Here is a 10,772-nt window from a genome sequence, read left to right on the forward strand (position 1 = left end):
TTACTGGAGACCAAGATGAAAGCAATTGTATTCGACGCAATCGGCTCGCCGCGGGACGTGCTCTATCTCGGCGACCTGCCCATGCCGCGAATTGGCGACGGCGAGGTGCTGGTCAAGATGGTCTCCGCCTCGGTCAACCCTGGCGACTTCCTGTTCATTCAGAACCTCTACCCCGAACCGAAGAAGCCGCATTTCCCCCGGCAGGTGGCCGGAAACCATGGCGCCGGCGTTGTCGAGGCCGTTGGCGCGAACGTCGCTTTGAAATCGGGCACGCTTGTCGCGTTCAGCTACTACGACAGCTGGGCCGAATATGCGGCCGTTCCGGCCGAATGGCTGATCCCGCTGCCCGCCGACTATCCGCTCGAACGCGCCGGGCAGATGGTGAATCCCATCACCGCCTGGGACCTCTTGCCGGACTCCCGCGTGCAGCCTGGACAGTGGCTGGCCGTCACGGCCGGCTATTCATCGGTTTCGACGATGGTGATGCAGTTTGCCCAACGGCGCGGCATCAAGGTGATCGCGCTTGTGCGACGCTCCCACGACAGGCTCGACCTGAAGGGACTTGGTGCCACGGCCATCCTCGATCTGTCTGGTTTGAAGGTCGGTATCAGGGAAGCAGTCATGGAAATGACCGATGGCGCCGGGCTGAACGGGATCATCGATAATGTCGGCGGACCCGTCAGTGGCGAATTGATCCGCGCCCTCGCGATGGGCGGGCAGATGGTCATCAATGGCGGCATGAGCGCCGAGCGTTTCGAACTGCACAATTTCGACGTGCTGCTGAGCGGCGTCGAGATCAGGGCAAATATCTACCGCTACTTCTTTTCGCCGCCTGTCGAAGCCGACCGGCCAGTGTTGCACGAGATTGTCGATACCTTCGGCCAACCCGATTTCCATGTCCCTGTCGGCGGCATCCATCCGCTGTCGGAGTTCAAGCTCGCCGTGACAAACAGCCTGGACCGCGCCGATCTCGGAAAACAGATTTTCAGGATGTAGCCCGGACCATCACCCGAACCGAAGGTCAGCGAAAAAGTGGGAACCGGTTTTCGGAAAAGATCATGGTCAACAGCGAAAGCGATCACGACCCGATCCGTTTCGCCACCTCTTCCAGCCAGTGGTCGCGGATCCCCAGCGCCTCGAGGTGCTCCAGCGTGCTGGACACGTAGTCCTCGTTCTTTCCTGACTGGCCGACGGCGCCGCGAACGACGGTCGCGGCATCCGCCGCATCGAGCGCGCCGGCATATTGCTCGTGGGTGCGGTCGACAACATAGGCGACCGCCGGGACAATCTCGCCCCCGTTCGTATCGCCCACGTTCATACCGTCATTGTCGAGGCGAATGCTAAGTGTGCGCTCGAGATAGACATTGGTGACCAGCTCGCGCTCGCGCAGATAGGTGATGACCTCGTTGCGCAGATCGCCGGGGACGCGGAAAGCCAGCCCGATGCAGGAGCCGCCACGGTCGAGGCCGAGCACCAACCCGGGTCGTTCGCGCGTGCCGCGATGCACGAAGGAGTAGACGCACAGCGACCGGCGATAGCCGTGAAGACGCGCGCGCCGCGTCTCGACATGCGCAAATCCCGGCCGCCAGATCAGCGAGCCGTAGCCAAAAACCCAAAAATCGCCCATATCGCCAAGCCTGGTTGCAGCACCGCACTGGAATCGGTGTTTTTAAAATCCGTCTCCGTCTACCCGATGTTGCCGGAAACGACAGTCCCCTCTGCAACACGCGTTAACGAGAGCCGCAGCATGACGTCAAGTGACGAGCGCCCGCCGAATTTTCGCCGCCGCCTCTTCTGGCTTGGCGCTTTCATCGTCGTGCTGTTCGGCCTCTACAGCGCCGGCTGGTTCTACCTGGCAGACAAGGTCAAGAGCGAAGCCGCCAAAGCAGTCACCGAGCTCAACGGCAATGGCATCGAGGCGGACTGCGCCAATCTCACGGTTAGCGGCTATCCCTCGAGCTTCGCCATTTCCTGCGACAGTCTGGCTTATCAGGACGACACCAGGAACGTCGCAGCCTCGCTCGGCAGTCTCAACGCGGTTACGCACATCACCCAAATCCTGTCGCCTGGCGCCGACTTGCGCGGACCGCTCAGGACCTCAGCCCCGGGGATGACGCCGCTGTGGATCGACTGGGATAATCTGCGAGCGAACCTGAAATTGTCCTGGCCGCTGCCCCGGGGCGTTTCACTGGAGGCAGAGGGCCTGTCCGGCCAGACCGATCCGGCGGATGGCACAGATCCGGTCGAGCTGTTCAGCGCCGGGACGGCGGCCGGACAATTGCGTCCGAACGGTCAGGACATCGACTATGCCGGGAGTTTTACCGATCTCGAAATCGATCCAGGGGCGATCGATGGCCGCGTGTTGCCGCCGCTCGACGGCAGCGGCGACGTGACGCTGAAGAACGGCGTGGCGCTGATCAAGACGCAGCCAAGGAGCTTGCGCGGCCAGGCGGTCGATATCGGCAAGCTCGATCTATCGTCGGGGACCGCGCGCGTCACCGTCTCCGGACCAGTTTCGGTCGATGCCGATGGGCTGATCGACGCCGACCTGATGATCAAGCTCAGTGACCCGAAGGCCGTGGCGGCCATCCTCGGCAAGGCCATTCCCGAGCAGAAGAGCCAGATCAAAACCGGCTTTGCCGGGCTGGCGCTGCTTGGCAACGAACCGTCGATGCCCCTCAAGATCGTCAAGGGCAAGGCCTCGCTCGGTTTTATCCCGCTGGGCAGGATCAAACCGGTCGATTAGACCCATGATTGCGAATCCTCCAGTTCGGAAAAGATCACGGTCAAACAGGAAGATAAATGAACAGCCCGGTGAAGCTCCTGAGTGTTGGCGCGCTGACGCTCGATACGATCCTTCGCGTCGACACGCTTCCGACACGTCAGGGCAAGTTCATCGCGTCCGACGGCGTCCAGATCGCCTCGGGCATGGCTTCGAGCGCGGCCTGCGCCGCGCGCCGCCTCGGCGCGGACGTATCGCTGTGGGCGAGCGCGGGGGACGACTCCGTCGGCGATCAGCTGGTCGCCGGGATCGAGGCCGAGGGCGTCGATTGCAGCTTTGTCCGGCGCGTCAGCGGCGCGCGGTCGGCACTGTCGGCCATCTTGGTCGACACGCATGGCGAGCGCATCATCGTTCCTTTCTATGACAAGCTCGCCCAGGCCGACCCCGAGGCGCTCCCCACCCAAGATCTCACCGCATTCGACGCCGTCCTGGTCGACGTGCGCTGGCCGGGCGCAGCAGCTGTGGCGCTGGCGGCGGCGCGCGCAATCGGCCGTCCGGCCATACTGGACGCCGACACCGCGCCACGGGACGTGCTGGAACGTCTGTTTCCGCTGGCCTCGCACGTCGTCGCGTCGGAGCCGGCAGCGTTCATCCTCTGCGGCGAGGAGCAAGGCCCGCAAAGGGCCTGTGAAGCGCTGGCCGGACGCATCGATGCATTTGTCGCGGTGACGGGCGGCGCTGCGGGAAGCTGGTGGTTCGACCGCTCGGCGGGTTCCGTGCGCCATGTCGCGGCGCCAAGGATCAAAGCAGTGGATACGCTTGCCGCCGGCGACGTATTTCACGGCGCCTTTGCCGTCGGGCTGGCGGAGGCGATGCCGATCGAACGGACATTACGCTTTGCCAGCGCCGCCGCCGCGCTCAAATGCCTGCGCTTCGGCGGCAGGCTGGGCGCGCCGGACAGGGCCGAGACGCTGGCCATGATGGCGGCTCACTGGCCGGCGGACTAACGGCCTGGCGGTCGAGACAGGCTACTGCTTTGCGGGATGCTCGACCGCCTGGCGGCCAAAGTCCGGTACGTCGATGTCCTGGCCGGCCTCGATGATCGAGCGGCGGACGGCGCGGGTGCGGGTGAACAGGTCGAACAGCTTTTCGCCGTCGCCCCAGCGGATTGCCCGCTGCAGCGAGGCCAGATCTTCCGAGAACCGCGCCAGCATTTCGAGGATGGCATCCTTGTTGTGCAGGCAGACATCCCGCCACATGGTCGGGTCGGAAGCGGCAAGGCGCGTGAAGTCGCGAAAGCCGGAGGCCGAATATTTGATGACCTCGGATTTTGTCACCGACTCCAGGTCGTCGGCGGTGCCGACGATGTTGTAGGCGATGATGTGCGGCAGATGCGAGACGATGGCCAGTGTCATGTCGTGATGCTGGGGATCCATCGTGTCGATGTTGGAGCCGCAGCGGCGCCAGAATTCCGAGAGTCTTTCTAGCGCGTCCGGATCGGTGCCGGGCAACGGCGTGAAGATGCACCAGCGGTTTTCGAACAGTTCGGCAAAGCCGGCGTCCGGGCCCGATTTTTCAGTGCCGGCCAACGGATGGCCGGGGATGAAATGCACGCCATCAGGCACATGCGGTTGCATCTGCGCAATGACCGATGCCTTGGTCGAGCCGACATCGGTGAGGATGGCGCCCTGCTTTAGCGCTGGTGCGATTTCCTCGGCGACCTCGCCCGAAGAGCCGACCGGCACCGAAACGATAACCAGGTCGGCATCGCGGACCGCCTCTTTCGCATCCATCGTGTAGGAGGAGCCGAGGCCGAGCTCCCTCGCCCGCGCCAGCGTCGTTTCGCTGCGCGTCGAGATGGCGACGTGACGGGCAAGACCTTCGCGGTGGATGACGCGGGCCAGCGACGAGCCGATCAGGCCGATGCCGACCAGCGCGATCTTTTCGAACATCGGTGATGTCATTGTTTCAGCTTTTCGGGGGTTTCAGCTTTTCAGAAATGTCGTGAGTGCGGCGACAACGCCGCGATTGGCCTCTTCGGTGCCGACGCTCATGCGCAGTGCATTCGGGAAGCCGTAGCCGGAGACGCGCCGCAATATGTAGCCGCGCGCGGAGAGGTAATCGTCCGCAGCTGCCGCCGAATGTTTTTTGTCCTCGGGAAAATGGATGAGGACGAAATTGCCGACGCTCGGCGTCACCCGCAGCCCGAGCTTGGTCAATTCCTCGCTCACCCATGACAGCCAGGTCTCGTTATGCGCCACGCTGCGCTCGACATGGGCACGATCGCGGATCGCTGCAATGCCGGCCTCGATCGCCGTCGCGTTGACGTTGAAGGGACCCCGCACACGGTTGATCGCGTCGATGATATGCATCGGCGCGTACATCCAGCCAATCCGCGCGCCGCCGAGGCCGAGCTTTGAGAAGGTGCGGGTCATGACCACGTTTTCCGCGCCAGCCACCAGTTCGACGCCGGCTTCATAGTCGTTGCGGCGGACATATTCGGCATAGGCGCCATCCAGCACCAGAAGCACGTTTCGAGGCAGGCCGGCATGCAGGCGGCGCACCTCCTGGAACGGCAAATAGGTGCCGGTCGGGTTGTTGGGATTGGCGAGGAAGATGATCCTGGTGCGCGGCGTCACCGCAGCGAGGATCGCATCGACGTCGGCGCGCTCATTGGTTTCCTGGACCGACACCGGGACAGCACCTGCCGACTGGATGTAGATCTTGTAGACCATGAAGGCGTGTTCGGTGATGACAGCTTCATCGCCGGGCGCGAGGTAGGTCTGCGCAAGCAGGCCCAGAATCTCATCGGAACCGTTGGAACAGACGATGTTCGCAGGGTTGAGGCCATGCACCTCGGCGATCGCCTCCCGCAGGCGCCTGGCGGTGCCATCGGGATATATGTCGAGTTTGGCCGCGACGTCACGCGCGGCTTCTATCGCCTTCGGCGAGGGGCCGAGCGGGTTCTCGTTTGACGACAATTTATGGACCTTGGCAACGCCGGCCGGTGCCGTGCTTTTGCCCGGCACATAGGCTTCGATGTCCATGATCCCCGCGCGGGGCGTTGGACGTGCCTGATCCGATGCCTGGTTCATATTGCAAAAATCCGTCGAGAACGCTTCCGCCTGGGGAAGCCGCAGCGGAAATACAAGCCGTGGCCTGGAATGTCGAGAGGCGGCAACTGTCGGTGAGCGACTGGCCGTTGACGCCGAGGCGCGCCGGTCCTAGAAGAAAGGCGAAATCCCGTGGTGATTTGGCCGGTCGGCTTGCAGCCACGTTAAACAACTCGCTAAAGGGCCGTTTGCATCCTGTAACCGGCTTTGCGAAGGCGATGCCGGTTTTTTGTTGTCCGTAGCCGGCCGGACAATCGCATCGACCCGAAAATCGGTATCGATTTTCGGAAAAGCGCGATGGGTTGATGTAAGAGGATGCGATGGTCGCGCTGCGCACTAAAAGAACCAACAACGAGGCCGACGAGCCGTCGAGCCCGGTGTTGCGTTTCGATGCCGACAAGCCGCTCAAGCTCGACGCCGGCACGCTGCTGTCACCGTTCCAGATTGCCTACAAGACCTACGGCACGCTCAACGACGCCCGCTCCAACGCCATCCTCGTCTGCCATGCGCTGACCGGCGACCAGCATGTCGCCAGCACCAATCCGGTGACCGGCAAGCCGGGCTGGTGGGAGGTGCTGATCGGCCCCGGCAAGATCATCGACACCAGCCGCTTCTTCGTCATCTGCTCAAACGTCATCGGCGGCTGCCTCGGCTCCACCGGCCCCGCCTCGACCAATCCCGCCACCGGCAAACCCTACGGGCTCGACCTGCCGATCATCACCATCCGCGACATGGTGCGGGCGCAGTTGATGCTGGTCGACCATTTCGGCATCGAAAAACTGTTTTCGGTTCTCGGCGGCTCAATGGGCGGCATGCAGGTGCTGCAATGGGCGTCGAGCTACCCGGAGCGCGTTTTCTCGGCACTGCCGATCGCCACCGGCGCGCGCCATTCCTCGCAGAACATCGCCTTCCACGAGGTCGGCCGGCAGGCGGTGATGGCCGACCCGGAGTGGCATGGCGGCAAATATTTCGAACAGGGCAAGCGCCCGGAAAAGGGACTGGCTGTGGCGCGCATGGCCGCTCACATCACCTATCTGTCGGAGGCCGCCCTGCACCGGAAATTCGGCCGCAACCTGCAGGATCGTGAAGCGCTCACCTTCGGTTTCGACGCCGACTTCCAGATCGAGAGCTATCTGCGCCATCAAGGCATGACCTTCGTCGACCGCTTCGACGCCAACTCCTATCTCTACATGACCCGGGCGATGGACTATTTCGACCTCGCCGCCGACCATGGCGGCCGGCTGGCCGACGCCTTTGCCGGCACCAAGACCCGTTTCTGCCTGGTCTCCTTCACCAGCGACTGGCTGTTCCCGACCGAGGAGAGCCGCTCGGTCGTTCACGCGCTGAACGCGGCCGGCGCCTCGGTGTCCTTTGTCGAGATCGAGACCGACCGCGGCCACGATGCCTTCCTGCTCAACGAGCCGGAGCTGTTTGCCGCCATCAACGGCTTCATCGCCTCGGCGGCCCGCGCCAGGGGGCTCAGCGCATGACCTCTGAAGATTGCAGGCCTTCCGGATCGGCATCATGCTCGAGGCATCAGCGCATGACCCCGAAAAGTTGCAGACTTTTCGGATCAGGATCATGCGCTAACCAAAAGGCACGATCATGAGTGTCAACCACGCCCAGCGCGTCGACCTCGAAGTCGTCGCCGGTCTCATCCCGGCGCAGGCGCGGGTGCTAGACGTCGGCTCCGGTGATGGTCTGCTGCTCGAATTGCTGCAGGCGACGAAGCAGGTCGACGGCCGCGGGATGGAACTGTCGCAACGCGGCGTCAACGAATGCGTGGCGCGCGGCCTGTCCGTCATCCAGGGCGACGCCGACAAGGACCTCAAATTCTATCCCGACAAGGGTTTTGATTTCGTCGTCCTGTCGCAGACCTTGCAGGCCACCCGCAACCCGAAGCTGGTGCTCGACGAATTGCTCAGGATCGGCAAGCACGCCATCGTCTCCTTCCCCAATTTCGGCCACTGGCGAGTGCGCCTTTCGCTGTTCCTCGACGGGCGGATGCCGGTGACCAAGGACCTGCCCTATTCCTGGTACGACACGCCCAACATCCATTTCTGCACCATCCGCGACTTCGTCAATCTCTGCGATGAGCTCGGCGCAACGGTGGAAAAGGCAACCGCGCTCGACGCCAATGGCCAGAAAATCGGTCTGTCGATGCCGTGGTGGTTCTGGAATTTCTTCGGCCAGCAAGCGGTGTTCTTGCTGAAGCGATAGCTGTTGTTCGCCCCTTCGTCGGCCCCTGACGGTTGAAGTGCCGAAGGCTGTTTGCAAGCCGATTTACCGACGGGCTAAGACATGGACAAGAACTCAGGTCGCTCCGAGGACTGCGGTGTTTCTTGATCAGTAGGCGTGCCTTTGCATAACTAACCGGAACCAGTATCTTCGCGGGCCGCGACGACTATAGTCGCTTGGCCTCTGGTAAATTTTCGGTGCAAAGATGGTTGAAGGACAGCCAACCTATTCACTCGTTGTGGAAATGGATAACGCCAAGTCGATCGACTGGGACGAGATCGGCGTTGGGTTGACTGCCTTGGCTCGCGAAATCGCCGTGGTTTCGTCAGCTGGTCTTGCAAGGCCGCAGGTTATCATCTCCCACGGCGGGCGAGATGCGGACGCCGCCTCGCTGCGTAGCAGTATCACAAATGAAGCACCACAGTTGGAACAGGTTGCCGACCTGATCTTCACCGCTTGCCCAGGCGGTCGATATTACGATCTTAAGAACAACGGCATCCTGTCAACCAATGGAGATATCATCATCTTCATGGACTCGGATACCGTGGCAGAACCGGGCTGGCTCACAACTCTTCTTGATCCGTTTCAAGATCCTGAAATTATTTGCGTGAACGGATATACATATCTTTCATACGATGATTTCTTTTCAAGGACATTCGCGCTGATTTGGTTTTTCCCTATGCCTCAGGGGGATGCACGATTTGCTTCCAAGCGAGCGATCAACGCCAATAACAGTGCCTTTCGACGCGACTGGATTGTCAGCCATCCTTTTGCGAAACACAATGGATTCAAGGTTTCATGCACTCTGCTGACGAATGAACTTCGACGTGAAGGCCATAGAATTCTGAACGTCAACGCACGCGTCTATCATTACTCGCCACGTGGTTGGCGGTTCTTTTGCTGGCGCGCGTTGGTAACGGGCCGCGATGCCGACCGGAAGTTTGTAGAGCTGAAGTCGCCCAGCCGCACGCAGCGGATTGTGAAGTCGTTCAGCCGATGGTGCACCATGTCATGGCGCACAATGCGACGCGTAACCGGCCATGCCCGCCAGACAGGCATGCCGCTTTGGCAAATTCCATTTTCCCTGGTAGTCGGTCTGGCATTCTACAGCTTGGCGTTTTGGGGCCAATTCAGTTTCGCTGCGGGTCTCGTTGGCGACGAAATCGAAGTCGTGCCTGACTATGTCGGACATAGCTAGCTGCTGCCGCGTTCCGATTTCGGTCGTTTCTTTGAGTTGGTCAGAGAGCGGCCGCCAAATGGCTCACAGCTAGAGCGGTTCAGCTTTTGATAGAATCGCCGAACCGCTCTAAGTATTTGTTCTTACGCAATTCCGGACGGAAAACCGCTACGCACTTTTACTGGAATTGCTCTAGCGAGAGCAGGAATTAGCCAATGTCCTACGAGTTCCGCCTCAATACTTTGTGATGACACGATCGCTTGTTTTTTGTAGCGTCGAATCGAACGCAATCCTGGGGCGGGCATGGAAACGAACATCCAATCCATTCGATGGCTATGGAACGCGGGGCGTAGCTGAGGCGACATGCCCGAGATGGACCCTGCTCCCCTCATCACGGTGATCACGCCGACCCACAACCGGCGCAGCACGGTCTTGCGCGCCGTGGAGAGCGTGCTTGCGCAGAATCTTACCCGCTTCGAGCACATTGTTGTCGACGACGGCTCGACCGATGGCACGGAAGCGGCGCTGGCTGCCATCCGCGACCCTCGCCTTATTTATGTCGGCGCGAAATGGCGAGGCGCCAACGCCGCCCGCAATGCCGGCATCGAACGAGCGCGGGCGCCTGTGGTGACATTCCTGGATTCCGACGACGTCTACTTGCCGAACCGGCTGGAGCGGACGCTGGAGTGGTTCGAGGAGAATCCGACGCTTGAAGTGCTCATCAGTTCGTTCGTGTCCCTGAAGGGCGATCGCAGCAGCAACTGCATCAATCGCGGCGCGTTCCTGACACGGAACACGCTGGAAAGGGCGTTGGTCGCGCAGACGATCTTCATAGCCGGGTCGGCGATCACCGCCCGGCGCGAGGCCTTGCTGGCGATCGGCGGCTATGACAGCGACATCGCACGGATGCAGGATCGCGAGTTGCTGTTGCGCTTCGCCGGGCGCAGTGGCGCGCAACTGTCCGAAGAGGTCGACTGGAAAAAGTACAATTCGGAGAATTCGATTTCACGACAACGCGACGGCTATGTCGAAGCCTACGCAAACCTGATCTGCAAACATCCCTACATCATCGACCGTTATCCCGACATTCCGCCTTACATGATCGCACGGCAGATCATCGCCGATACGATTAAGGGCAGGATTTCGCAGGCATTTGCCGGCTATCTGGCCAACCGGTCGTCGAAAGCGCTCGGCTACTCGCTGCCGCAACTGTTGCGCGGCTATGTCGGCGGCCGGCGCTGGCGTCGTGATCTCTACGATGAGTTCCGCACCAAATATGGCGCGCGGCCGGCCTAGAGCACTTCATCGTTTCACGGAAACGCCGAACCGCTCTAAGTATTTGTTTTTACGCAATTCCGAACGGAAAACCGCTCCGCACTTTTCCTGGAATTGCTCTAGAGTCTTTCACGTTTTGACGGAAGCGTACCCGGCGTTTGCGAAGTAGTTCTTGCATTCGCCGGGTTCGATCGTTGCGACGAGATGGCCGATGTGTCGCCAAGTGTCCTCGATGGTGCGTTTCTGA

The 10,772-nt window shown here is 61.3% G+C and carries 10 protein-coding genes, 1 pseudogene and 1 riboswitch; of the genes and pseudogenes, 7 read left to right on the top strand and 4 right to left on the bottom strand.

What is annotated here, in order from left to right; genetic code table 11:
* Nucleotides 1-15 precede the first annotated feature (15 nt).
* A complete protein-coding gene (locus EN885_RS29465) occupies nucleotides 16-996 on the top strand; it encodes a zinc-binding dehydrogenase (RefSeq protein WP_128243824.1) in 981 nt (326 codons plus the stop codon).
* Nucleotides 997-1,078: 82 nt separating this feature from the next.
* On the opposite strand, the gene EN885_RS29470 is transcribed toward EN885_RS29465, so the two are convergent.
* The gene (locus tag EN885_RS29470) at nucleotides 1,079-1,627 is read right to left on the bottom strand and encodes a gamma-glutamylcyclotransferase (RefSeq protein ID WP_095485953.1); all 549 of its coding nucleotides are present in this window, start codon (nucleotides 1,625-1,627) and stop codon (nucleotides 1,079-1,081) included.
* Between the two features lie 120 nt (nucleotides 1,628-1,747).
* On the opposite strand from EN885_RS29470, the gene EN885_RS29475 reads away from it, so the two are divergent.
* Both EN885_RS29475 and EN885_RS29480 read left to right on the top strand, forming a co-directional pair.
* The gene (locus EN885_RS29475) at nucleotides 1,748-2,746 is read left to right on the top strand and encodes a DUF2125 domain-containing protein (protein ID WP_126104729.1); all 999 of its coding nucleotides are present in this window, start codon (nucleotides 1,748-1,750) and stop codon (nucleotides 2,744-2,746) included.
* A 56-nt stretch (nucleotides 2,747-2,802) separates the two neighbouring features.
* Nucleotides 2,803-3,729: a sugar kinase gene (locus EN885_RS29480; protein ID WP_127204687.1), complete on the top strand. Its 927-nt coding sequence runs from the start codon at nucleotides 2,803-2,805 to the stop codon at nucleotides 3,727-3,729.
* Between the two features lie 21 nt (nucleotides 3,730-3,750).
* On the opposite strand, the gene EN885_RS29485 is transcribed toward EN885_RS29480, so the two are convergent.
* Nucleotides 3,751-4,686 carry a prephenate/arogenate dehydrogenase family protein gene (locus tag EN885_RS29485; RefSeq protein ID WP_206072959.1) on the bottom strand — a complete coding sequence of 312 codons (936 nt, stop codon included), beginning with the start codon at nucleotides 4,684-4,686 and terminating at the stop codon, nucleotides 3,751-3,753.
* A gap of 21 nt (nucleotides 4,687-4,707) precedes the next feature.
* On the bottom strand, nucleotides 4,708-5,817 hold the full coding sequence (gene hisC / locus EN885_RS29490; protein ID WP_095485949.1) for a histidinol-phosphate transaminase: 1,110 nt from the start codon (nucleotides 5,815-5,817) through the stop codon (nucleotides 4,708-4,710).
* Between the two features lie 140 nt (nucleotides 5,818-5,957).
* Nucleotides 5,958-6,035, top strand: a riboswitch (SAM riboswitch).
* Between the two features lie 120 nt (nucleotides 6,036-6,155).
* On the opposite strand from hisC, the gene EN885_RS29495 reads away from it, so the two are divergent.
* The 4 genes from EN885_RS29495 to EN885_RS29510 all read left to right on the top strand — a co-directional run bounded on the left by EN885_RS29495 (nucleotide 6,156) and on the right by EN885_RS29510 (nucleotide 10,546).
* Nucleotides 6,156-7,325: a homoserine O-acetyltransferase gene (locus EN885_RS29495; RefSeq protein ID WP_128243823.1), complete on the top strand. Its 1,170-nt coding sequence runs from the start codon at nucleotides 6,156-6,158 to the stop codon at nucleotides 7,323-7,325.
* A gap of 115 nt (nucleotides 7,326-7,440) precedes the next feature.
* Nucleotides 7,441-8,055, top strand: coding sequence for a methionine biosynthesis protein MetW (gene metW / locus EN885_RS29500; protein WP_127288532.1), 615 nt, complete (start codon nucleotides 7,441-7,443; stop codon nucleotides 8,053-8,055).
* Between the two features lie 223 nt (nucleotides 8,056-8,278).
* Complete coding sequence (locus EN885_RS29505) at nucleotides 8,279-9,271, top strand: glycosyltransferase family 2 protein (RefSeq protein ID WP_128243822.1); 993 nt, start codon at nucleotides 8,279-8,281, stop codon at nucleotides 9,269-9,271.
* Nucleotides 9,272-9,613: 342 nt separating this feature from the next.
* Nucleotides 9,614-10,546 (top strand): glycosyltransferase family 2 protein, encoded by a 933-nt coding sequence (locus tag EN885_RS29510; RefSeq protein ID WP_128243821.1) that lies wholly within the window; start codon nucleotides 9,614-9,616, stop codon nucleotides 10,544-10,546.
* A 108-nt stretch (nucleotides 10,547-10,654) separates the two neighbouring features.
* Here EN885_RS29510 and EN885_RS29515 read toward each other — a convergent pair.
* Nucleotides 10,655-10,772: pseudogene (locus EN885_RS29515) on the bottom strand (IS630 family transposase); the annotation flags it as partial.

It is taken from the genome of Mesorhizobium sp. M6A.T.Cr.TU.014.01.1.1 (assembly GCF_004022765.1).
Taxonomy (GTDB): Bacteria; Pseudomonadota; Alphaproteobacteria; order Rhizobiales; family Rhizobiaceae; genus Mesorhizobium; species Mesorhizobium mediterraneum.